Source organism: Streptomyces longwoodensis (assembly GCF_001514125.1).
Taxonomy (GTDB): domain Bacteria; phylum Actinomycetota; class Actinomycetes; order Streptomycetales; family Streptomycetaceae; genus Streptomyces; species Streptomyces longwoodensis.
Window position 1 is genome coordinate 595,438 of record NZ_KQ948549.1, and the last position, 22,463, is coordinate 617,900.

Here is a 22,463-nt window from a genome sequence, read left to right on the forward strand (position 1 = left end):
CTGCGGGTGCACCGCGTCGTGGCCGCCCTCCGGCGAGCCGATCGCCCACGGCACCCCCACGTCGTCGGGCGTCGCGCTCAACGCGTTGTTGGGTCCCTTGCGGAACGTGGTGCCGATCGGGTGGATCGGCGGCAGGTAGACGACGTCGAAACCCATCTCCGCGATCGCCGGCAGCCGCCGCGCGGCGGTGCGGAAGGTGCCGTGCGGCTGTTCGGGGGTGCCCTCCGAGCGCGGGAAGAACTCGTACCAGGACCCGAACAGCGCCCGCTCCCGCTCCACCAGCAGCGGCAGCGGCGCGGACGTGGTGACGAACTCGCGCAGCGGGTGCCGGGACAGCACCTCGGCCACCTCGGGCACCAGCGCCCCGGCCAGCCGGGCGGCGACGGGCCGTTCGTCGTCCCGCAGCGCCTCGACCGCCTCGAGGACCGTGGCGCGGTCCGGCCCCTCGGGAACCCCGGCCGCCGCCCGCTCGTACAGGTCGGCGCCCTCCTCCAGGACCAGTCCGGTGTCGATGCCGGCGGGGATCTTGATGGCGGCGGTGTGCCGCCAGGTGGCGACCGGGTCGCTCCAGGCCTCCACCCGGTAGGTCCACCGCCCCTCGGCGTCCGGGGTCACGTCGGCGCCCCAGCGGTCCGAGCCGGGGGCCAGCTCGCGCAGGGGCGTGAAGGGTCCGTGGTGCCCGTCGGGGCCGGTCAGCACGACGTTGGCGGCGACGGCGTCATGGCCTTCCCGGAACACCGTCGCGGTGACCTGGAACGTTTCTCCGACGACCGCCTTCGCCGGGCGCCCGCCGCACTCCACCGCGGGCCGGACGTCCCGGACGGGAATGCGGCCGATGGCCGGGGTCGAACTCATGGGTCTCTCACCTCCGCCGCTCGCGTTCGGGTCCGGGACTGGCCCGGGTAGGGTCCTGCGCCGGACGGGGCCCACGGCTCCGTCCGGGTGTCCGGCGAACGCCTGGTCGGCGGACGGCCGGGCCGGGTCAACGGACGGCCGTCTCCACGAGGGCCGGCTCCTGGGGGAGAGCAGCCGTCCCGAGCGGGCCGAGGAAGTGCTCGGCGGCGTCCGCGGCCTCGCGTGCGCACCGCTTGCCCATCAGCACGCACAGGGTGTAGCCGGAGTCCTCGAACGCCGTGCGCACGGCCCGGTCGGCGGGGGACGCGAGCATCATCCGCTCCCACGTCCGGTACCGCCGCAACTGCCGGGTGACTTCGGCCTTCGAGGGCAGCAGCATGACGCCGCCGTCCGCCTGGCGAGGCTCGCGAGGTTCCATGGCTACTCATGGTGCACGGACCATGACCATGCGTCTTGTTGGTTCTTCAACCACCTCGTTCGCCCCAGTGGCGTGCTCGTGTTGCACGAATGGAGCAAGACCCCCACTGTGGAGGTGACTCAGAAGCGAACAGTGCTCACGCTCCGTGTGAAACCCTCCGCCCACCCGGGCGTTCCCGGACCGAGAGCCTCGCGGTGAGGAGCCACAGAGATGAAGACCGCAGTGCCCTGCTACTACCACCTCGACGTGGAAGTCAGCCCCGACCGGGTCGGACAGGTCAGGCGCATCCTGGCCGCTCACCTCCGGTTCTGGGACCTGGACACGTTGGTGGAGCCCGTCTGCAACGGCGCCGAGATGCTGCTGCAGGCCATCGACGAGCACGCCACCGACAAGCACACGTCGATCGAGATGTGGTGGAACGGCCAGCACCTCATCACGGCCGTCGGGGACCACGACAGCGACCTGCGCCCGGACCAGGACCTGCGCTCCTGCCTGGAGCACATCGCCGAGATGAGCGACGGCTGGGGGTGCTGCGCCACCGTCGGCGGCGGGAACGTCATCTGGTTCTCGCAGCGGGCCCGCGCCGGGGAGCGCGTCCCCCTGGTGCCGGTCGCGCCCTCGCCCAGCCTGCGCGAGGGGCTCCAGGTGCCCCGGGCGGTCCCGGTGGCCGTGCTGGCCGCTCCCGCGGCGGCGGGGGAGGCGCGGTGACGCGCAGACGCGCACGCAGCGCAGGGGTGCCCGTGTGGAGCGGGCACCCCTACCCGTTGGGGGCCGAGTACGACGGCGACGGCACCAACTTCGCGCTGTTCAGCGAGGTCGCCGAGCGCGTCGAGCTGGTCCTCGTGGACGACTCGGGCCCGGCCCGGACCGTACCGCTGACCGAGGTCGACGGGTTCGTCTGGCACGGCTACGTGCCCGGCGTCGGCCCCGGCCAGCGCTACGGCTACCGGGTGCACGGCCCCTGGGCGCCGTCGGCGGGCCACCGCTGCAACCCGGCGAAACTGCTGCTGGACCCGTACGCCCGGGCGGTGGACGGGCAGGCCGACAACCACCCGTCGCTGTTCGAGCGGGCCGGCGACCGCCCCGACCCGGCCGACAGCGCCGGGCACACCCTGCTCGGCGTGGTCACCGACCCGGCGTTCGACTGGGGCGACGACCGGCCACCGCGCCACCCGTACGCCGACACGGTGATCTACGAGGCGCACGTGCGCGGGCTGACCCGCACCCACCCGGACGTCCCGCCCGAACTGCGCGGCACCTACGCCGGCCTGGCCCACCCGGCGGTGATCGAGCACCTGACCTCGCTGGGCGTCACGGCGGTCGAGCTGATGCCGGTGCACCAGTACGTCCAGGACGGCGTGCTCATCGACCGGGGCCTGTCCAACTACTGGGGCTACAACACGATCGGCTTCTTCGCCCCGCACAACGCCTACGCCGCCCACGGCACCCGCGGCGGGCAGGTCGACGAGTTCAAGGCGATGGTCAAGGCGCTGCACGAGGCCGGCCTCGAGGTGATCCTCGACGTGGTCTACAACCACACCGCCGAGGGCAACGAGAGGGGCCCCACGCTGTCCTTCCGGGGCCTCGACAACGCCTCGTACTACCGGCTGGTGGACGGCGACTGGTCGCACTACTACGACACCACCGGCACCGGCAACAGCCTGCTGATGCGCCACCCGTACGTGCTCCAGCTGATCATGGACTCGCTGCGGTACTGGGTCACCGAGATGCACGTCGACGGCTTCCGCTTCGACCTCGCGGCCACCCTGGCCCGGCAGTTCCACGAGGTGGACCGGCTGTCGGCGTTCTTCGACCTCATCCAGCAGGACCCGGTGATCAGCCGCGTGAAGCTGATCGCCGAGCCCTGGGACGTGGGGGAGGGCGGCTACCAGGTCGGCAACTTCCCGCCCCTGTGGTCCGAGTGGAACGGCCCCTACCGGGACGCCGTACGGGACTTCTGGCGCGCGGAACCGGGCGCGCTCGGCGCGTTCGCCTCGCGCCTGACCGGCTCCCCCGACCTCTACCAGCACAGCCGGCGCCGGCCGCGCGCCAGCGTCAACTTCGTCACCGCGCACGACGGGTTCACGCTGCGCGACCTCGTGTCGTACAACGACAAGCGCAACGAGGCCAACGGCGAGGACAACCAGGACGGCGAGAGCCACAACCGGTCCTGGAACTGCGGCGTCGAGGGCGAGACCGACGACCCGGCCGTGCTCGCGCTGCGCGCCCGCCAGCAGCGCAACCTGCTGGCCACGCTGCTGCTGTCGCAGGGCATCCCGATGCTCTGCCACGGCGACGAGCTCGGCCGCACCCAGCGCGGCAACAACAACGCCTACTGCCAGGACAACGAGGTCTCCTGGATCGACTGGGCGCTGACCGACGAGCAGCGCGGCCTGGCCGACTTCACGCGCCGGCTGCTCGCGCTGCGCTCCGCCCACCCGGTGCTGCGCCGGCGCCGCTTCTTCCTCGGCGAGACGGTCCTGGACGCCGACCAGCGCCTCCCCGACCTGGTGTGGCTGCGGCCCGACGGACGCGAGATGAGCGAGGCCGACTGGCAGGAGCCGGACGCGCACTGCCTGGCCGCCTTCCTCAACGGCGACGCCATCGCCGAGCTGGACCCGCGCGGCCGGCCGGTCGTGGACGACTCCTTCCTGCTGCTCGTCAACGGCTTCTGGGAGCCGGTGACGTTCCGCCTGCCGGGCGCCGCGTACGGGGAGCGCTGGACGGTGTGCGTCGACACGGCGGAGCCGGACGGCGGCCCCGACGAGGTCGAGTACAAGGCCGACGCCCGGGTGCGGCTGACGGACCGCAGCCTGGTGGTGCTGTCCCGGCCCGCCCGCAAGGCGCCGTCCCCGAAGGGCGGGTGACGCCAGACGGGCGCACGCACGCGGAAAGGCCGGCCGGGGAGCACTCCCCGGCCGGCCTCGTGCGTCGTCGTGCCGCCGCGCGGGGGTCAGCGCCGTGAGCCCGACGTCACCGTGAACTGGGCCCCGTCGGGGTCCCGCAGCACCGCCTCGTCCGCCGTCAGGTCCAGCACGCTGCCGCCGTGGTGCTCCGCGGTCCGCGCGCAGGCGGCGACGTCGGACACGGTGAAGTGCACCTGCCAGTGCGGCCGCACCCTCGGATCGGGGGCCGCCTCCAGGGCGCCGGACACGATCCGGGCCACCACGTCGCCGTTGCTGCGCAGCACCACCTCGTCGCCCTCGTAGTGCACCTCGCAGGAGCCGGGCACGTCCGACGCCCAGTCCAGGATCTGGCCGTAGAAGATCGCGGAGGCGAAGGCGTCCCGGGTGCGCAGCCGGACGAAGGCGGGCGCCGCGCGCCGCCAGGACTCCCAGTTGCCGATGAGCCGGCCCTCCCACACCCCGAAGGTCGCGCCGTCCGGGTCGGCCAGCAGTGCGGCCCGGCCCGGCGGCAGGGAGATCGGCCCCACCGCCGTCGTGCCGCCGCGCTCGCGCACCCGCGCCGCCGCGTCGTCCGCGCTCGGCACCGCGAAGTACGGCGTCCAGGCGACCGCCACCTGCCACATCGTGGCGACGGCGGCGATGCCCGCCACGGGCACGTCGTCCGCGAGCGCGATGCGGAACCGCTCACCGAGCTGCGCCTGGCGCCACCGCCAGCCGAGCACGGCGCCGTAGAAGTCCTGCGTGGCCTCCAGGTCCCGGCTGGTCAGGCTGACCCAGCAGGGGGCGCCGAAGACGGAGTGCGTGGAGACGACCCCGGCGCTGCCGGGGGCCGTGGTCGGGTGGTCGTTCATCGCCCTCGCGTCCTGATCTGTCGCCGGCAACGGGGAACTCCTCCCAGTGTCGGACGGAATGCGCTCGGTGCGCCCGCCGAGGCGGCCGGTGGCACGGTGGCGGAATGGGTGTCCTCCCACGCCGTCGTGGACCAGGCCATCGGCACGGTGACCCGGGCCCCGGTCACCGCTTCTCGGCGAGTACGTCCTCGCGCAGCCGGGCGAAGCAGCCGCTGAGCAGCCGCGAGACGTGCATCTGCGAGATCCCCAGCTGCTCGGCGATCCGGCTCTGCGTCATCCCGCCGAAGAAGCGCAGGTAGAGGATGGTCCGCTCGCGCTCCGGCAGGGAACGCAGGCACGGTGCGACGGCCACCCGGTCCACGACCGTGTCGTAGCCCGGGTCGCGCTCGCCCAGCGCGTCCTCCAGGGCGTACCCGTCGGTGCCGGGCAACTCGGCCTCCAGCGACAGGGTGGAGAAGCACTCCAGCGCCTCCATGCCGGTGCGCACCTCGTCCTCGCTCAGCTGGGCGTACGCGGCGACCTCGGCGACGGTGGGCGCGCGGCCCGGGGTGGTCGCGGCGAGGTCCTTCAGGGCGTGCCGGACGCGGTTGCGCAGGTCCTGGACGCGACGGGGCACGTGCAGCGTCCACATGTGGTCGCGGAAGTGGCGCTTGATCTCGCCGGTGATCGTCGGCACGGCGTACGCCTCGAAGGCGCGCCCGCGCTCGGGGTCGTAGTGGTCGACGGCCTTGACCAGGCCCAGGGCGGCCACCTGGTAGAGGTCCTCGGTGCTCTCGCCGCGGCCGCGGAAGCGCACGGCGATGCGCTCGGCCATCGGCAGCCACGCCTTCACGAGGTCGTCCCGCAGCGCCTTGCGCTCGGGGCCGTCGGGCAGGCGGGACAGGCGGAGGAAGTCGGCACCCGTGTCGGGGGCGTCGTCGTGGGGGTGCTGACGGGTCCTGACGGTGGTACGCATGCGCGTCCCTCCCTCAGCGGAGTGCCGGGTGGACGGACCATCGCGGGTCCCGGTCAGGGCCCCGCGCATGTGCCTCCGGTCCGAAGCACTGAGGCCATCATTCCCCCGACAGGGTGATATGAAACCAAATGCCGGTATTGCTCCACCGGGGTGACGGAGCCCGTGCCGCCCGCCCCGGGGCGCCCGTCGCGCCCCGGCACGTCCGCCCTCCTCGGCCGGCCCGCCCGCTGATCTTGCCCGGCGACGTGATGTGCGGCACGCCCGCGCGAGGCGCCGCGGCGGACCGCGGACGAGTTCTTCCAGCGCACGGCTTGATCGACGATCAAAGGGGTCGATTCCCCAGGCCACAGCGCATTCCGCTCATTTGACAGTGCGCTCGGCCCACGGATAGGAAGCAGCCGACGGACGTCGAGAGGTGGATTGTGTACGAGCCGAACGTGGTCGGGGACTGGCAGGAGTACGACGAGCATGCCGGTCTGCGTCTGCGCGTCCACGGACTCGAGCGGGCCGAGCCCCCGCGCGGACGCGACGACGCCGCCGACGGACTCACCTACTTCCGGCTGCGGATCACCGTCGAGAACCGTGGCGAACGGCGCTTCACCGTCCACCTCGAGGACGGCCAGATCGACGTGCGGGTCGGCACCGAGGGGGAGAGCGCGTTCGTCGACTGGCGCAACAGCCAGTTCATCGAGGGCTTCGACGTCTACCCGCTGCGCCGGGTCACCGCGGTGCTGTTCGCCGCCGGGCCGGAGGGCGCGCTCGGCCAGGTGGACGTGCAGGTCCAGGTGCGCGTCGACGACGACTGGGCCGACCGCCGGCTGTGGACCGGCGGGCTCGGCCTGTGCGACGAGGGTGCCTGGGCCCCGGCCGGCGCCACGACGCACGACGTCCTGGCGCACCAGGTGAGCAGCTTCCTGCGCCGGCAGGCCGAGGAGGGCACCGCCTGAGCGGGCCGGTGACCGGCCGTCAGTGCGGGATGCCGTCGATGATCTCCCGGGCGCCCTGCCGCAGCAGCGCCACCGCCACCGACGTGCCGAGCGTGGCCGGGTCCAGGGCGCCGGCCCATTCGTGGGCGTTCAGCCGGGTCTTGCCGTCGGGTGTGAACACACAGGCGCGCAGCGAGAGTTCACCGGTGCGGTCGACGCGCGCGTAGCCCGCGATCGGGCTGTTGCAGTGGCCCTGCAGGACGTGCAGGAACATGCGCTCCGCGGCCGCCTCGCGGTGGGTCGCGGGATCGCCGAGCGCGCTGACCGCGTCGATCAGCGCGGCGTCGCCCTCACGGCACTGCAGGGCCAGGATGCCCGCGCCGATCGGCGGCATCATCGCCTCGGGTGACAGCACCTCGCTGATCACGTCGGTGCGGCCGATGCGCTCCAGGCCCGACACGGCCAGCAGCAGCGCGTCCGCCTCCCCGGCCGCCAGCTTCTCCAGCCGCCGGTTGGCGTTGCCGCGGAACGGCACGCAGTCCAGGTGCGGGTGCGTGGCCGCGAGCTGGGCCACCCGCCGCACCGACGAGGTGCCGACGCGGGTGCCCTCCGGGAGCTCGTCCAGGGTCAGTCCGCCCGGGTGGACCAGGGCGTCACGGATGTCGTCGCGCTTGAGGAACGCCGCGAACACCGTGCCCGCGGGCAGCGGCCGGTCCGCCGGGACGTCCTTGACGCAGTGCACCGCGAGGTCCGCCTCGCCGGCCAGCAGTGCGGCGTCGACCTCCTTGGTGAAGGCGCCCTTGCCCTCCACCTGGGACAGGTCGCCCAGCCACTTGTCGCCGGTCGTGCGCACGGGCACGACCTCGGTGCGCACGGACGGGTACAGGGCGGCCAACTCCGCCCGCACCCGCTCCACTTGGGCCAGTGCCATGGGTGAGTCGCGGGAGACGATCCGGATCACTTCGGGAACGGACATGCGGGACACGATAGACCCTCGCGGGACCTGCGGGTGACACGTCCCGCGAGGGGCGCACGGGTCAGGCGTTGGGATCGAAGGGGATCCCCGACGGCTTCGCCGACGACAGGTGCGAGGCGAAGCTGGCGTCCTTCAGGCCGAAGTGGGCGCTGCCGAAGTCGTACGCGCTCAACTTGTCGCGCAGGCCCGCCGGGTAGCCGTTCCAGCCGACCAGCGGCGGGTACTGCCAGGTGTGCTCGTGGTTCTCCGGCGGCTCGTCGTTGGAGTTCGCCAGGCGGAAGCAGTGGGTGCTGATGCCGTCCTTGTGGTAGACGACCTTCGCGTGCGTGCCCTCGAAGCGGACCGTGGAGACGTCGTGCACGGTGAACGAGCCGTGGTTGGACGTCGAGACGTACTTCACCTGGCCGTCCTGCACCCACACCACGACGTGCTCCCAGTCGTGCCGGTGCCCGCCGATGCTGGTGCCCGCGAGCGCCTGGTCCTTCTCGAAGTACAGGCCGTAGAGGTAGCCGCACCAGCCGTTGTTGCACTTGTAGCGCGAGTAGCTGTTGGTGTTGTCCAGGTCGGAGGCGTCCCGGCAGTTTCCGTTGAGCGCCCCGGTCGGATTCAGGCCGCCGTTGACCGTGCCGTCGGGGCCGATGGCCGGTGTGGCGTAGCAGCCGTCGGTGTCGTAGTCGAACGCCGGCTGGTACGTCAGTTCGGCCGCCTCGGCGTTGGACGGCAGGGCCGGCGGCGGTGCGGCCCAGGCGACGGTGGGGACGGCCAGGACGAGCGCGGCGGCACCGGCGAGTCCGGTGAGCCACCTCCTGCGGTGTGCCGTGAACGACGGTGACGCCACTGCGTCCTCCTCGAGTCCGGGCGCAGCCCAACGGCTGTGGGGGGAAGGGAAGTTCGGCAGTTCAGCTTCCCGGCGTTTCCCGTCGGTGCCAAGGGGTCACAGGCGTATCGGTGGTGAAGCCCAGCCCAATATTTCCCCGCACCGACCGCGGACCGGTCCCTCGTGCCTCCCTGACACCGCGTCAGGCGAACTCCTCCGGCAGGTCCGCGGCCGACTCCTCGGGGGTGAGGTCCGGGCGCAGCCGCAGCCACGAGGGCTGGCGCAGCATGCCCGCCCGGGTGCGGGTGCTGTGCCGGACCTCGCCGACCAGCCGGGGCACCACCCAGTGCGCGCCCGCCGCCGGCGGGACCGGGTCGAAGGGGCAGGTGTCCGTCGCCAGGTCCCGCAGCAGCCCGGCCGTGCGGGCGCGCTCGGCCTCGCTCCAGCCGGTGCCGACGCTGCCGACGTAGCGCAGGCCCGTCCGCGTGCGCTGTCCGACCAGCAGGGCGCCGAAGGTCCCGGTCAGCCGGCCCCGGCCCGGCGACCAGCCGCCGACCAGGACGTCCACGCCCCGCATGTTGCGGATCTTGATCCAGTTGCGGGAGCGCACGCCCGGCTCGTACACCGAGTCCAGCCGCTTGCACACCAGTCCCTCAAGGCCGTGCGCGCGGGTGGCCTCCAGCGCCTCCCGGCCGTGTCCCACGAGCGCGGCGGGCGTCGACCACCGGGGACCGTCCAGGCCCAGCGCCAGCAGCTCCGCCCGGCGCTGGGCGTACGGCAGCCGCAGCAGCGGGCGGCCGCCCAGGTGCAGGGCGTCGAACAGGACCAAGTGCACGGGCGCCCGCACCGCGAGCCGGGCCGCGCGAGCGGGCGCGTGGGCGAGCCCCATCCTCGACTGGAGCAGCTGGAAGTCGCCCCGCCCCTGCGCGTCCAGCGCCAGCACCTCACCGTCCAGCACGGCGGCCGTCCCGCCCAGCGCGGCCCCCAGCGGCCGCAACTCCGGATAGGCACCGGTGATGTCCTCTCCCGAACGGGACCGCAGCACCAGCCCGCCGTCCCCGGTCAGGTACACCACGGCCCGCTGACCGTCCTGCTTGGTCTCGTAGGCCCACCGCTCGTCCTGACCGGGCGGCGGCAGCGTGCCGGGGGTGGCGAGCATGGGGGCGATCAGCGGCAGTTCCACGGCTCACATGTCGACATCCCCACGCCCCGCCACGCACACCGCGCCGCGGTTTCCCCTGAACGGGCGTCAGCCGCCCAGGAGGGCGCCCCGGCGCCCCGCCTGACCGCCCGTCACCGCCCCACGTAGGCCGCCAGGTGTTCGCCCGTCAGGGTCGTGCGGGAGGTCACCAGGTCCGTCGGGGTGCCCTCGAAGACGACGCGGCCGCCGTCGTGGCCGGCGCCGGGGCCGAGGTCGACGATCCAGTCGGCGTGGGCCATCACCGCCTGGTGGTGCTCCACGACGATGACGGACTTGCCCGCGTCGACGAGCCGGTCGAGCAGGCCCAGCAGTTGCTCGACGTCGGCCAGGTGCAGGCCCGCGGTCGGCTCGTCGAGGACGTACACGCCGCCCTTGTCGGCCATGTGCGTGGCCAGCTTCAGGCGCTGCCGCTCGCCGCCCGACAGCGTGGTCAGGGGCTGGCCGAGGGTGAGGTAGCCGAGGCCGACGTCGGCGAGCCGGCCGAGCACCGCGTGCGCGGCCGGGGTGCGGGCCTCGCCGCTGCCGAAGAACTCCTCCGCCTCGGTCACCGACATCGCGAGGACCTCGCTGATGTCCCGGCCACCGAGGTGGTACTCCAGCACCGACGCGTCGAACCGCTTGCCCTCGCACTCCTCGCAGGTGGTGGAGACGCCCGCCATCATCGCCAGGTCGGTGTAGATGACGCCGGCGCCGTTGCAGGTGGGGCAGGCGCCCTCGGAATTGGCGCTGAACAGGGCCGGCTTCACGCCGTTGGCCTTGGCGAACGCCTTGCGGATCGGTTCGAGCAGCCCCGTGTACGTGGCCGGGTTGCTGCGCCGCGAGCCGCGGATCGGCGCCTGGTCCACGAAGACCACACCCTGTGACGCGGGGATCGAGCCGCGCACCAGCGAGCTCTTGCCCGAGCCCGCGACCCCGGTGATCACGCAGAGCACGCCCAGCGGGAGGTCGACGTCCACGTCCCGCAGGTTGTGGGCGTTCGCGCCGCGGATCTCCAGCGTCCCGGTGGGCTCGCGCACGGAGTCCTTCAGCGCGGCCCGGTCGTCGAAGTGCCGGCCGGTGACCGTGCCGCTGCCCCGCAGCCCCTCGACGGTGCCCTCGAAGCAGACGGTGCCGCCGGCCGTCCCCGCGCCCGGTCCCAGGTCGACCACGTGGTCGGCGATCGCCACGACCTCCGGCTTGTGCTCGACCACGAGCACGGTGTTGCCCTTGTCCCGCAGCCGCAGCAGCAGGTCGTTCATCCGCTGGACGTCGTGCGGGTGCAGCCCCGTGGTCGGCTCGTCGAAGACGTACGTGACGTCGGTGAGCGAGGAGCCCAGGTGCCGGATCATCTTGGTGCGCTGCGCCTCACCCCCGGACAGCGTGCCCGCCGGACGGTCCAGCGAGAGGTAGCCGAGGCCGATCTCCACGAACGAGTCCAGGGTCTGCCCCAGCGCGCTCAGCAGGGGCGCCACCGACGGCTCGTCGAGTCCGCGCACCCAGGCGGCCAGGTCGCTGATCTGCATCGCGCAGGCGTCGGCGATGCTGACGCCCCCGATCTTCGCGGAACGGGCCGCCGCCGTGAGCCGGGTGCCCTCGCAGTCCGGGCAGGTGGTGAAGGTGACCGCGCGGTCCACGAACTCGCGGATGTGCGGCTGCATCGCCTCCTTGTCCTTGGCGAGCATCGACTTCTGGATGCGCGGGACCAGCCCCTCGTACGTCATGTTGATGCCCGCGATCTTCATGCGGGTCGGCTCGCGGTACAGGAAGTCCTGCAACTCCCGCTTGGTGTACGCGCGGATCGGCTTGTCCGGGTCGACCAGGCCCGACTCGGTGTACAGCCGGTGGTTCCAGCCGCCCGACTTGTAGCCGGGCACGGTCAGCGCGCCCTCGTTCAGCGACTTGGAGTCGTCGTAGAGCTGCGTGAGGTCCAGGTCGGTGACGGCGCCCCGGCCCTCGCAGCGCGGACACATCCCGCCGGTGATGCTGAAGCTGCGCCGCTCCTTCACCTTCTGCCCGCCGCGCTCGACGGTGACGGCGCCGGCCCCGCTGATCGACGCGACGTTGAAGGAGAACGCCTTGGGCCCGCCGATGTGGGGCCGCGCGAGCCGGCTGAACAGGATGCGCAGCATCGCGTTGGCGTCGGTGGCGGTGCCCACCGTCGAGCGCGGGTCGGCGCCCATCCGCTGCTGGTCCACGGTGATCACCGTGGTGAGCCCGTCGAGCACGTCGACCTCGGGCCGCGCCAGCGTCGGCATGAAGCCCTGGACGAAGGCGCTGTACGTCTCGTTGATCAGCCGCTGCGACTCGGCGGCGATGGTGTCGAAGACCAGCGAGCTCTTGCCGGAGCCCGACACCCCGGTGAACACGGTCAGCCGGCGTTTGGGGATCTCGACGCTCACGTCCTTGAGGTTGTTCTCGCGCGCGCCGTGCACCCGGATCAGGTCGTGGCTGTCGGCCACGTGCTCCGCGGACGCCCCGGTCGTGGCCCCCGCGGTCCGCGAGCCCTTCGCCGGCCCCTTCGTCCTGGTCGTCCCTGTCGGCCCCGTCTTCCCCGTCGTCCCCGTGGTGGTGCTCATCGTGTCTCCCTCCGTGGGCGGGGCCGCCCCCGCTCCGTCGTGCGTCGCCGCGCCCGATCCGATCAGCTTGTCGAGCAGTATGGCCACTGCTCATCCGAACAGCAGGTCGATGAGCGGCGCGTCGGCGCCGACCTCCGTGATGCGCACGAGGTTGCCCGCGGGGTCGCGGACGGCACAGTCGCGGACCCCGCACGGCTGCTCGGCCGGCTCCTGGACGACCTCGGCGCCGCGCGCCCGGAGCCGGGTGAAGGCGGCGTCCAGGTCGTCGGTGGCCAGGACGATCCGGGCGTAGGTGCCCTTGGCCATCATCTCGGCGATGGTGCGGCGCTCGTCGTCGGTGACGCCGTGCGTGGCGCCCGGCGGCTCCAGGACGATCGCGGTGCCGGTGCGCCCCGGGGGACCGACCGTGATCCGGCGCCGCGCCCCGCTGCCGACGTCGGCGCGGACCTCGAAGCCGAGGGCGTCGCGGTAGAAGGCCAGCGCGTCGTCGGGGTCGTCGTGGGGGAGGAAGGTCCACTGCACGATGAGCTCCATGCCGACCACGCTAGGAGCGCCGCAGCGGCCGGCGCTTCTCCGATCCTGACCGGTCCGCCCGGATCCGGCCGGAGGGACGGTCCCGGCGGCCGCGCCGTGCGAGACTCGGGGGGTGAAACGGCAGAGCCTCGACGACCTCGTCCGGCTGCGGCGGGCCCGCGACCGGATGGACCGCGACTACGAGCAGCCGCTCGACGTCCCCGCGCTCGCGCGCGAGGCGCTGATGTCCCCGGGCCACTTCTCCCGCAGCTTCCGCGCCGCCTACGGCGAGACGCCGTACAGCTACCTCATGACCCGCCGCATCGAGCGGGCCAAGGCCCTGCTGCGGCGCGGCGACCTGACGGTGACCGAGGTCTGCTTCGCGGTCGGCTGTACGTCGCTCGGGTCGTTCAGCTCGCGGTTCACCGAGCTGGTCGGCGAGAGCCCGAGCGCCTACCGGGCCCGCGACCACGAGGACGGCGCCGCCATCCCCGCGTGCATCGCCAAGATCCACACGCGTCCGGTCAGGAACGGAGAAGCGGGCCGTCCCGCCGGGCCGTAGCCTCGGCGGCATGGACATCAAGCTTTCCCAGTGCTTCATCGCCGTCGACGACCCCGACGCGGCGGTCGCCTTCTACCGGGACGTGCTCGGTCTCGAGGTGCGCAACGACGTCGGGTTCGAGGGGATGCGCTGGGTGACCGTCGGGTCGCCCGAGCAGCCGGACGTGAACATCGTCCTGGAGCCGCCCCTCGCCGATCCCAACGCCTCGCCGGACGACCGGCGCACCATGGCGGAGCTGATGGCCAAGGGCCTGCTGCGCGGTGTCATCTTCACGACGCACGACTGCGACGCGACCTTCGAGCGCATCAGCGGCGCGGGCGCCGAGGTGCTCCAGGAACCGATGGACCAGCCCTACGGCATGCGCGACTGCGCGTTCCGCGACCCGGCGGGCAACCTGCTGCGCTTCACCCAGCCGCTCAAGTAGGCCCGGCGGTCAGGCACTTGGCACGGCGGGCAACTTACTTTGCGCACGACGCCGACGAGGGGTGAGCCGGCCCGAGGGGGCCGCTGCCCGACGGGTGCGTACCGTCCAGTAATATCGCGTGCCTGGTCGTCCGAGGAGGAACCGTGTCACGGTCCGAACGCTCACCCCTGCTGCTCGCCGGCCTGCTGGCCGTCGCCGGCGCCGCCCACTTCGCCTCCCCCCGCCCGTTCGACGCGATCGTGCCGGAGGCCCTGCCGGGCACGCCCCGCGCCTGGACCTACGCCAGCGGCGCCGCCGAGCTGGCGCTGGCGGCCGGTCTCGCTCTGCCGCGCACCCGGCGCGGTGCCGCGCTGGCCACCGCGGCGTTCTTCGCCGGGGTGTTCCCGGCCAACGTGAAGATGGCGCTGGACTGGCGCCACCGCCCCACCCCGCAGAAGGCCGCCGCCTTCGCGCGCCTGCCGCTGCAGGTGCCGCTCGTGCTGTGGGCGCGGGGCGTCGCGGCGGGCGCGGAGGGCCGGTCGTGACCCGGGCGCCGCAGGTGGGCGACCGCGTCGAGGACTTCGCCCTGCCCGACGAGACGGGCACCGTGCGCACGCTGTCCGAACTGCTCGCCGACGGGCCGGTGGTGCTGTTCTTCTACCCCGCCGCGCTCACCCCGGGCTGCACCGCCGAGGCCTGCCACTTCCGTGACCTGGCCGCCGAGTTCGCCGAGGCGGGCGCGCGCCCGGTCGGCGTCAGCGGGGACCCCGTCGACCGCCAGCAGGAGTTCGCCGGGCGCCACACCCTCGGCATGCCGCTGCTGTCCGACGAGGACGGGGCGGTCCGGGAGCGGTTCGGTGTGAAGCGGGGCTTCTCCCTGGCGCCCACCAAGCGGGTCACCTTCGTCATCGGGCCGGACCGCACCGTCCTGGAGGTCGTGCGCAGCGAACTGCGCATGAACACCCACGCGGACCGCGCGCTGGCCGCGGTGCGGGCCCACCGCGGCTAGGGGCCCGAGGGCGCCGTACCGGGCCGGTCAGAACTCCTCGTGGGTCTCCGGGTCCCCGCCCAGCCGCCGGTGGGGGCGCCCGCCGATCGCCGCCAGCTGGCCGGCGTCCAGCTCGAAGCCGAACACGTCCAGGTTGGCCCGCTGCCGCCCGGGGTCCGCCGACTTGGGGATGGGCACGGCGCCGAGCTGGACGTGCCAGCGCAGGACCGCCTGGGCCGGTGTCACGCCGTGCGCCTCGGCGACAGAGGCCACCGCCGGGTCCTCCAGCAGCTCCGAGCCCCGGCCCAGCGGGCTCCAGCTCTCGGTGACGATGCCCTTGGACGTGTGGAAGGCGCGCAGCGCGTCCTGCGGGAAGAGCGGGTGCAGCTCGATCTGGTTGACCGAGGGCAGCACGCCGGTCTCCTCCTCCAGCCGCTCGATGTGCCCGGCGGTGAAGTTGGAGACGCCGATCGAGCGGACCAGGCCGTCCTCCCGGAGCTTGATCATGGCCCGCCAGGAGTCGACGTACCGGTCGACCCGGGGGAGCGGCCAGTGGATCAGGTACAGGTCGACGTAGTCCACGCCGAGGCGGCGGCGCGACTCCTCGAAGGAGGCGAGGGTCTCCTCGTAGCCGTGGTGGCGGCCCGGGAGCTTCGTCGTCACGACGATCTCCCCGCGGTCCACGCCGGCGTGCGCGAGGCCGCGTCCCACCCCGGTCTCGTTGCGGTAGTTCGTCGCCGTGTCCACCAGGCGGTAGCCCAGGCCGAGCGCCTCGGCGACCGCCTGTTCCGCCTCGGTGTCGTCCATCGGCCAGGTGCCCAGGCCGACGGCCGGGAGCGTGGTGCCGTCGTTGAGCGTGTGGGTGGGGGTGCTGTTCACGTGCGGCCTTCCCTCGACGGTGTCGTACACCCCCAGCCTCCGTGACGGCCGCGGGACCGATCAAGCGGACGGGTGGTCGCCACCGGCGCCGATCACTGACACGATCCTGTCGACCCGTACCGACGATCACGGAGCGCGCATGACGACGGACCGGACGACGCAGGGGACGACGGCACAGGGGACGACGGACCAGGGGACGACGGACTGGGAGACGGCCGCGAAGGCGGCCGGGATCTCGGTGACACCGGCCGCCGGGCACATCGGGGCCGACATCGAGGGCGTCGACCTCGCCGGCCCCCTCGACGACGCCCGCGTCGCGGCGGTCCGGGCGGCGGTGCTGCGCTGGAAGGTGGTGTTCTTCCGGGGGCAGTCCCTGGACCACGCCGGGCACGTGGCGTTCGCGCGCCGCTTCGGGGAGCCGGTCGTGCTGCCCCGGCGCGGCAGCGCCTCACCGGCCGCGTTCCCCGAGGTGGAGACGACCGCCGACCGGCTGGAGCTGGGCGGGCGGTTCGGGATGGAGCACGAGGAGTGGCTGGCACGGCGCCGGCACACGCTGCTGCGCGGCTGGCACTGCGACCACGGGGCCCGCGTCGACCCGCCGGCCTTCACGATCCTGCGCGCCGAGACGGTCCCGCCCTACGGCGGCGACACCACGTGGGCCAACCTGGCCGCCGCGTACGAGGGACTGTCCGCGCCCGTACGGCGGTTCGTCGACGGCCTGCGCGCCGAGCACCGGCTCGGGGTCGGCTACCAGCCCCGCCCCGGCGACGACGCCTACGTGCGGCACCTGCTGGAGCGCCAGGTCGCCTCCGTGCACCCGCTGGTGCGCGTGCACCCCGAGACGGGCGAGCGGGTGCTGTTCGTCAACGGCTACTACGTCGAGCAGATCACCGATCTGTCCCGGCCCGAGAGCCGGGCGGTCCTCGACATGCTGCTGGAGCAGGTGGTGCGGCCCGAGTACACCGTCCGCCTGCGCTGGCAGCCGGGCACCGTCGCCTTCTGGGACAACCGGGCCACCGTCCACCTCGCCCCCTCCGACACCGCCCACCTGGACTTCCCCCGGACCATGCACCGGGTGATGCTCGCCGGGGACGTACCCGTCGGCGTGGACGGCCGGCCGGCCGAGCCGGTCGTGGGGACCGCGCCCGGGAGGTGGTGACGGGACGGGGCACCGCGTCCTCGGCGGGCGAGCGCCCCGTCCCCAGGGCTCGGGCCGCTCCGTCCCTGCCGCGTCCCCCGTTCGGCGGGCCCGCCGCGCGGGGCCGGGTGGCGCTCGTAGCGTCGGGCCCGGACGGGATCCGCCGGAGCACCTGGGAGAAGCCGATGACGGACGAGTCGAGGGAGGAGCTGGCCACGCAGGCCTGGCTCTACGGGTACCCGCTGGTCACCGCGGCCGTGAAGGCCGCCATGACGGCGGTCCCGGCCCGGGACGACGAGCGCCGCAAGGCCCCGGTCAACCAGTTCTGCTCCATGCGCTCCACCCCGGACGCCGACTTCACCGAGGTCGTCTCGCCGAACGCCGACACCCTGTACTCCAGCGCCTGGCTCGACCTGTCCGACCAGCCCCTGGTGCTGACCCTGCCGGACTTCGGCGACCGCTTCTGGATGGTCCCGGTCCTGGACGCCTGGTCCGACGTCTGCGCCGTCGTCGGCCGGCGCACGCACGGCTCGTCCGCGGGGCCGTTCCTGATCGCCGGGCCGTCCTGGTCGCAGCCCACCCCGCCCGGGCTGACCCTGCTGAGGTCGCCCACCGCGACCAACTGGATCATCGCCCGGTACGCGACCAGCGGCCCGTCGGACTTCCCGGCCGTCAACCGGCTCCAGGACGCCACACGGCTGATCCCGCTGTCGGAGTGGACCGGCGACCCCGACACCTACGCGCCCCCCACCGACGTCCCCGTCCCCGCCGGGGCCGACACCACGACGCCGCCCGTCGACCAGGTCCACGCGCTCGGCGGCCGCGAGTACGCCACCCTGCTCAACCGGTTGATGGTGGACAACCCGCCCGACCCCGCCGACGCACCGCTCCTCGGCCGCCTCGCGAAACTCGGCATCGTGCCCGGCGGGAGCCCGGACGAGCCGGCCGCCGAGGAGATCGCCGCCCTGGACGCGGGCGCGCGGCGGGGCCCGGAGACCCTGCGCGACCTGCTCGCCCGGGCGGAGTCCGCGAACGCCGGCGGCTGGACCGTGCACCGGGGCCTCGGGGACTACGGCACCGACTACACCAAGCGCGCGGTCTTCACCCGCTTCGGGTACGGGCGAACCTCGACGCCGACGCCCTCTACCCGCACGCCACCACCGACGCCGACGGCCGCCCCCTGGACGGCGCCCACACCTACGTCCTGCACTTCGACGCCGGGACGACCCCGCCCGTCGACGGCTTCTGGTCCCTCACGATGATGAACGAGCGCCAGCTGTTCGCCGACAACCCGCTGGACCGGTACGCGATCGGTGACCGCAGCGGCCTGCGGACCAACGCCGACGGCTCCCTGGACATCCACGTCCAGCACGAGAACCCGGGCCCCGAGCGCGAGAGCAACTGGCTCCCGGCGCCCGCGGGCAGCTTCCACGTCTTCCTGCGGCTGTACTGGCCCCGGCAGTCCGCCCTCACCGGCGACTGGACCCCGCCGCCGCTGCGCCGCACCGACGTCAGCTGACCAGCTGGAAGATGCTCGCCCCCGTCAGCCACAGGCCGGCGAGGAGGGAGAGCGTGACGATCAGTTGCTCCTGGTGCCCGCCCAGCCAGGTCCGCAGCGCGTTCAGCCGGGCCCCCGCGGCCGTCGGCGCCCAGACCGCGTACATCTCCATGACGATGAGGCTGAGCGTGGCCAGCAGGCAGTAGCCGGTCAGCGCGAGCCAGTCGCCGACGGTGGAGAGGTGCGCCTCGAGGACGGTGGCGGCCCCGGCGCCGACCAGTGCCCAGGGCTGCACCAGCCAGGCGAGACCCGCGGCCGAGATCCAGGAGGCGTTGTCGATCCGGGCGGCCCAGCGGGGTGGGCCGTGCGGGCGGGGCGGGCGGCGCCGCCGGTGCGCGCCGTACAGCACCAGCGCCACGCCGATGGCGAGCTTCGCGGCGATCCCGGCGGTGGAGGGCGCGCTGTGACGGGCCGGGGGCCGGCCCCCGGTCAGCAGCACCACGACGGCGACCACGGCGATCAGGTTGGCCAGCCACGACAGCAGGAACGCCAGACCCAGACGGACGCCGCGCCGCGCGGACAGCAGCAGGATGAAGGCGCTGTTGTGCAGGGGCCCCAGGGTGATGGCCGTACCGATCACCAACAGGTCGAGGACCATCGGACCAGTCACTCCCGGGTGTCGGGGCCGTGCACGACCCGGGCGGGGGCGGGGGCCGAACGGCAGGGGGAGCGGGCCGTCACGGTCCCGCGTCCCGACTGTGCAGGGGGCGCCCCGACGGGTCAAGCAGGCCACGCCCGCGCCGCGGGTCCGTGACACGGATGCCTACTGTCCGGACGCGGGACCAGGTTCTTGTTCGGCGGATCACTGGCGGAGCCGGAGCCGGACTGCTGCGGTGGTGACGGTGCCGGGGAAGACGTAGGCCCGCTTGTCGTAACGAGTCGCGACCGCGCGGGAGTTCCGGGATCGTGTGCCGGATGCGGCGTCTTCGCAGGGAGCGGCCGTTGCGGCGTGAGTTGTGTGCCTTGTCGCCGCTGACGTGGTCGGGCCGGGTCCGGGGCCGCCCGCCCAGCGGGCGAGGGACCCGGATCCGGTCCGCCCCGGCCACCCAGAGGTGGCAGATGCGGCTCGAGCAACGACCACTCGCGATTCGTCGGATCCCCCCGACCCATGACCGAGGGCCATGTGCGCACTCAGCGCCCGCGTACCCGTGCTCACAGACGCGGGAGCTCACGTTCCTCCGGTCGATTTCAGCATCTCCAGCAGTACGCGAGCGTCCCGCACAGTGGGATGCGCTTCACCGAGGTGTCTGACCGCCTCCCCGACCACCCGTTCGGCGTTGGCCACCCCGCCGGGCTGGTCGCAGCCGAGCATGGCGTGTGAGACGCGCAGTCGCAGCGTCAGGGGGTGCGCCGCGCCGAGGAGGGTACGCGCCTCTTGCATGAACTCGCCGCATTCGTGACGCGTCTGCGCCATCTCCCGGTTCTCGGCCTCCTGCTCCCACGCATGGATCCGCGCTTCGAGCTCTGCGGCGGTGCTACGTGCAGGTGCCGTGTCGCGGAAGGGCATGGCACGCCGGACACCCTCGCCTTCCAGGCTGTCGGCGACAGGCGCCGTGAGCGCGCCGGTCGACAGCGCGCGCGTCGGGGCCACGTCACCCTCGGCAGCAGCCCTCGCCCTCGTGTCGGCGAGCGTCTCGTAGAAGCGGGTGGCCGGCATCGTGGCATACGCGGCGACGAGCTCCTGGGCCTCCTGCGAGAGGGGGAGAGGGCCGAGATCGCCGTCCGCCACTCCGGGTTGCAGGGCCTCGGCCACCTCGTGGGGCGTCGGCCTCCGTGCCGGATCGAGCTGCAGGCACGAGCGCACCACGTCGTGCAGTGCGGAGGGCAGTCCGCGCAGATCCGGTGTGCCGGACCGGATGTTGGCGACGGCGGTCGCCGTGTCCCCGCCCCAGGGACTGCGCCCCAGCGCCAGTCGGGCCAGCACGGTTCCCAGGGAGAACACGTCGCTGGCCGCGGTGAACACAGGCTGCTCGCGCAGCTGTTCGGGCGACGCGTAGGCGTAGGTTCCAGCGAAGCCGCGGCGTGGCTCGGTGAGCTGCTCGATCTGTGCGATGCCGAAGTCGATGACGCGCGGCCCGTCCGCCGTGAGCAGGACGTTGCCCGGTTTCAGATCGAGGTGGACTATCCCTTGCGCGTGGATGGCGCCGAGAGCGGCCGCCATGCCGGCTCCCAGTCCTCGTACGGTCGGCTCGTCGAGCGTGCCGCTCTGCTCGAGGAGTTCCTGGAGCGAGGGGGCGGCCACGTACGGCACGGCCATCCACGGCGTGTCGCCGTCGGGGTCGGCGGCGATCACCGGCACGGTGAACCGTCCGCTGACCCGTTGGGCCGCCTGCACCTCGTGGGCGAAGCCCTGTCTGACGGTGGGAACGTTCGCGTACCGGGCGTGCAGGGTCTTCACCGCAACCATCACACCGTCGGGGTCCTGGCAGAGGTAGACGTCGCCGAAGCCGCCCCGGCCCACTCGCTCCAGTACGTCGTACCTGCCGAACGCGGACGGTCCCTCCGCGTCCGTGGCGGGCCGCACCCGGCCCACCTCCCGCCACTGCCCGAACGCCTGGGCTCCCGGGTGGAACGTCACGCCACCGGCTGCGAGCTGTGCGGTTGCCTGCTCCGGAGCAGCCGACTCCTCCGGTACGACGACCACGGGGGCGTACACCGGTTCAGCACCGGTGAAGGTGTAGGCCTCCACCTGGACATTCGAGGAGTCCATGCTCGACACGTACACCCCCAACAGCCCCAGACGACGGCACAGTCGGGCGTCCGCGGCCCAGGGCCGACGGTCCGGGCGGGCGAAGTACAGCGCCGTCGCTTCCCAACGCTGCTCCGTCAGGTGACGTATGACCGCCGACCACTGCTCCGCGGTGACCTGGTCCGGCGCACGGCTGTCCGTCCCGTCGAGGACGACGGCGACACACGTGGTGTGCGCGGTGTCCGGCCGGCGTGCCAGGACACCGCACGCCGTCTGGGGCGCGGCCTGCACCTTCTGCCCCAACAGCGTTCCGGTTTGCTGCCCGATGCGGAAGGTGACGTGTGCGGCGCTGCGGGCGAGCTCTTCGCGCTGGCCGAGAAGGATGTCGTACTCGCGAGTTCCCGGCCCGCGTCCCTGCAGGGCCATGCAGGCGAGGACCGCGTCGAAGCGTTCGGCCGCCTCCGCGTGGTCCCCCGCGTTCACCGCGGCCTTGGCCTGCGCGACGAGCGCGGAGAGAGTTTGCGCACTGGCGTGTCCGTAAAGGTTCTCGGACTGGGCCGCTATCTGGCCGTACAGGCGCCCGGCCCGGCGGAAGTCACCGGAGGCCTCGACTTCTGCCGCTGCTGCGATGAGGTTCTGCAGACCGTCGTGACCGCCCTCGTTGCCGAACGGCAGACCTGCGGCGACTTCCGCATAGCGTTGGCGGGCGATCCCGGTCAGCTGGTGCGTGGGCCCGAGTTCCCGCTGTGCGCCGCGCAGCATCTCCGCGAAGGTACGCAGCGCGGCCGCGGTGTCACCTGCCTGATGCTGCCAGTACCCGACCTCGCACATCATGGACAATGCCGTCTCGCAGCGGCCCTGTTGTACGGCCACTCGCCGCATGATCTCGTAGCGGTCCACGGCCTCCTGGAACCGGCCGGCCCTGCCGTACCAGTGCGCCAACTGGTGCCGGGCGAGTTCGGAGTCCGGGTGGTGCGGTCCCTGGAGCCTCTCCCGGTCCGCCAGCAACCGGGCGAACAGCTCCACCGCCTGTTCGGGATGCCCGGACTCTCCTGTCCAGTGCGCCAATTGGTGGCGCACCGCCAGCGTCTCGACGGCCTCGGGCCCGTACTGTCGCACCGCTTCGGCGACCGCAGCTTCGTAGCGGCTCACGGCCTCGGCGGCGTCTCCCCGTCGGCCTGCCTGTTCAGCCGCCGCGGTGTCAGCCGGTGGTAACGGGCGATCCCCGGTGTCCGACGTTCCCTTCGCCTTGCGCCTGCCCCACTTCACCACA

22 protein-coding genes and 1 pseudogene are annotated in these 22,463 nt (G+C 73.1%); 10 read left to right on the plus strand and 13 right to left on the minus strand.

Annotated features, from left to right (window positions below):
- Together AQJ30_RS02685 and AQJ30_RS02690 are read right to left on the minus strand one after the other, a co-directional pair.
- The coding region (locus AQJ30_RS02685; protein WP_159052286.1) for a maltotransferase domain-containing protein at window positions 1-855 on the minus strand (855 nt) is incomplete at its 3' end.
- 127 nt (window positions 856-982) lie between these two features.
- Window positions 983-1,234, minus strand: a complete 252-nt coding sequence (locus tag AQJ30_RS02690) for a DUF5133 domain-containing protein (RefSeq protein WP_067228910.1) — start codon at window positions 1,232-1,234, stop codon at window positions 983-985.
- A gap of 249 nt (window positions 1,235-1,483) precedes the next feature.
- Here AQJ30_RS02690 and AQJ30_RS02695 point away from each other — a divergent pair, with 249 nt between their 5' ends.
- The gene (locus AQJ30_RS02695) at window positions 1,484-1,981 is read left to right on the plus strand and encodes a pep a2 (RefSeq protein WP_067228162.1); all 498 of its coding nucleotides are present in this window, start codon (window positions 1,484-1,486) and stop codon (window positions 1,979-1,981) included.
- Window positions 1,978-4,140, plus strand: coding sequence for a glycogen debranching protein GlgX (gene glgX / locus AQJ30_RS02700; RefSeq protein ID WP_067228164.1), 2,163 nt, complete (start codon window positions 1,978-1,980; stop codon window positions 4,138-4,140). Before AQJ30_RS02695 ends, glgX begins: the two co-directional genes overlap by 4 nt.
- 86 nt (window positions 4,141-4,226) lie before the next feature.
- On the opposite strand, the gene AQJ30_RS02705 is transcribed toward glgX, so the two are convergent.
- Window positions 4,227-5,030 (minus strand): VOC family protein, encoded by an 804-nt coding sequence (locus AQJ30_RS02705; RefSeq protein WP_067228166.1) that lies wholly within the window; start codon window positions 5,028-5,030, stop codon window positions 4,227-4,229.
- Between the two features lie 163 nt (window positions 5,031-5,193).
- On the minus strand, window positions 5,194-5,985 hold the full coding sequence (locus tag AQJ30_RS02710; protein ID WP_067228167.1) for a SigB/SigF/SigG family RNA polymerase sigma factor: 792 nt from the start codon (window positions 5,983-5,985) through the stop codon (window positions 5,194-5,196).
- Between the two features lie 422 nt (window positions 5,986-6,407).
- Here AQJ30_RS02710 and AQJ30_RS02715 point away from each other — a divergent pair, with 422 nt between their 5' ends.
- Window positions 6,408-6,932, plus strand: coding sequence for a hypothetical protein (locus tag AQJ30_RS02715; RefSeq protein WP_067228169.1), 525 nt, complete (start codon window positions 6,408-6,410; stop codon window positions 6,930-6,932).
- A gap of 19 nt (window positions 6,933-6,951) precedes the next feature.
- On the opposite strand, the gene hemC is transcribed toward AQJ30_RS02715, so the two are convergent.
- The 5 genes from hemC to AQJ30_RS02740 form a co-directional block, all read right to left on the minus strand.
- On the minus strand, window positions 6,952-7,887 hold the full coding sequence (gene hemC, locus AQJ30_RS02720) for a hydroxymethylbilane synthase (protein WP_067228171.1): 936 nt from the start codon (window positions 7,885-7,887) through the stop codon (window positions 6,952-6,954).
- A 61-nt stretch (window positions 7,888-7,948) separates the two neighbouring features.
- The gene (locus AQJ30_RS02725) at window positions 7,949-8,725 is read right to left on the minus strand and encodes an NPP1 family protein (RefSeq protein ID WP_067228172.1); all 777 of its coding nucleotides are present in this window, start codon (window positions 8,723-8,725) and stop codon (window positions 7,949-7,951) included.
- A 181-nt stretch (window positions 8,726-8,906) separates the two neighbouring features.
- Window positions 8,907-9,887: an ATP-dependent DNA ligase gene (locus AQJ30_RS02730; protein ID WP_067228174.1), complete on the minus strand. Its 981-nt coding sequence runs from the start codon at window positions 9,885-9,887 to the stop codon at window positions 8,907-8,909.
- Between the two features lie 110 nt (window positions 9,888-9,997).
- Window positions 9,998-12,460 (minus strand): ATP-binding cassette domain-containing protein, encoded by a 2,463-nt coding sequence (locus tag AQJ30_RS02735; RefSeq protein WP_245726777.1) that lies wholly within the window; start codon window positions 12,458-12,460, stop codon window positions 9,998-10,000.
- Between the two features lie 90 nt (window positions 12,461-12,550).
- The gene (locus AQJ30_RS02740) at window positions 12,551-12,994 is read right to left on the minus strand and encodes a VOC family protein (RefSeq protein ID WP_067228915.1); all 444 of its coding nucleotides are present in this window, start codon (window positions 12,992-12,994) and stop codon (window positions 12,551-12,553) included.
- 166 nt (window positions 12,995-13,160) lie between these two features.
- Here AQJ30_RS02740 and AQJ30_RS02745 point away from each other — a divergent pair, with 166 nt between their 5' ends.
- The 4 genes from AQJ30_RS02745 to AQJ30_RS02760 all read left to right on the plus strand — a co-directional run bounded on the left by AQJ30_RS02745 (window position 13,161) and on the right by AQJ30_RS02760 (window position 14,947).
- Window positions 13,161-13,535: a helix-turn-helix transcriptional regulator gene (locus AQJ30_RS02745; RefSeq protein WP_241678818.1), complete on the plus strand. Its 375-nt coding sequence runs from the start codon at window positions 13,161-13,163 to the stop codon at window positions 13,533-13,535.
- 10 nt (window positions 13,536-13,545) lie between these two features.
- Window positions 13,546-13,959: a VOC family protein gene (locus tag AQJ30_RS02750; protein ID WP_067228178.1), complete on the plus strand. Its 414-nt coding sequence runs from the start codon at window positions 13,546-13,548 to the stop codon at window positions 13,957-13,959.
- A gap of 143 nt (window positions 13,960-14,102) precedes the next feature.
- Window positions 14,103-14,483, plus strand: a complete 381-nt coding sequence (locus tag AQJ30_RS02755; RefSeq protein WP_067228180.1) for a MauE/DoxX family redox-associated membrane protein — start codon at window positions 14,103-14,105, stop codon at window positions 14,481-14,483.
- Complete coding sequence (locus tag AQJ30_RS02760; RefSeq protein WP_067228182.1) at window positions 14,480-14,947, plus strand: peroxiredoxin; 468 nt, start codon at window positions 14,480-14,482, stop codon at window positions 14,945-14,947. The genes AQJ30_RS02755 and AQJ30_RS02760 overlap by 4 nt, the downstream gene beginning before the upstream one ends.
- A 27-nt stretch (window positions 14,948-14,974) precedes the next feature.
- Here AQJ30_RS02760 and AQJ30_RS02765 read toward each other — a convergent pair whose 3' ends face one another.
- Window positions 14,975-15,805: an aldo/keto reductase gene (locus tag AQJ30_RS02765; RefSeq protein ID WP_067228918.1), complete on the minus strand. Its 831-nt coding sequence runs from the start codon at window positions 15,803-15,805 to the stop codon at window positions 14,975-14,977.
- 139 nt (window positions 15,806-15,944) lie between these two features.
- On the opposite strand from AQJ30_RS02765, the gene AQJ30_RS02770 reads away from it, so the two are divergent.
- From AQJ30_RS02770 to AQJ30_RS39075, 3 genes are all read left to right on the plus strand, one after another.
- A complete protein-coding gene (locus tag AQJ30_RS02770; RefSeq protein WP_067228184.1) occupies window positions 15,945-16,964 on the plus strand; it encodes a TauD/TfdA dioxygenase family protein in 1,020 nt (339 codons plus the stop codon).
- 164 nt (window positions 16,965-17,128) lie between these two features.
- Entirely contained in the window at window positions 17,129-18,205 is a 1,077-nt protein-coding gene (locus tag AQJ30_RS02775; protein WP_245726778.1) for a DUF1254 domain-containing protein, read from the plus strand.
- Window positions 18,124-18,462: a DUF1214 domain-containing protein gene (locus AQJ30_RS39075; RefSeq protein ID WP_245726810.1), complete on the plus strand. Its 339-nt coding sequence runs from the start codon at window positions 18,124-18,126 to the stop codon at window positions 18,460-18,462. The genes AQJ30_RS02775 and AQJ30_RS39075 overlap by 82 nt, the downstream gene beginning before the upstream one ends.
- Here AQJ30_RS39075 and AQJ30_RS02780 read toward each other — a convergent pair.
- The 3 genes and pseudogenes from AQJ30_RS02780 to AQJ30_RS02785 form a co-directional block, all read right to left on the minus strand.
- Window positions 18,455-19,099 carry a GAP family protein gene (locus AQJ30_RS02780; RefSeq protein ID WP_067228185.1) on the minus strand — a complete coding sequence of 215 codons (645 nt, stop codon included), beginning with the start codon at window positions 19,097-19,099 and terminating at the stop codon, window positions 18,455-18,457. The two genes, AQJ30_RS39075 and AQJ30_RS02780, sit on opposite strands and share 8 nt — an antisense overlap.
- Before the next feature lie 204 nt (window positions 19,100-19,303).
- Window positions 19,304-19,535: pseudogene (locus AQJ30_RS36440) on the minus strand (IS5/IS1182 family transposase); the annotation flags it as partial.
- Between the two features lie 134 nt (window positions 19,536-19,669).
- Window positions 19,670-22,462 (minus strand): serine/threonine-protein kinase, encoded by a 2,793-nt coding sequence (locus AQJ30_RS02785; protein WP_483855232.1) that lies wholly within the window; start codon window positions 22,460-22,462, stop codon window positions 19,670-19,672.
- Window position 22,463 lies beyond the last annotated feature (1 nt).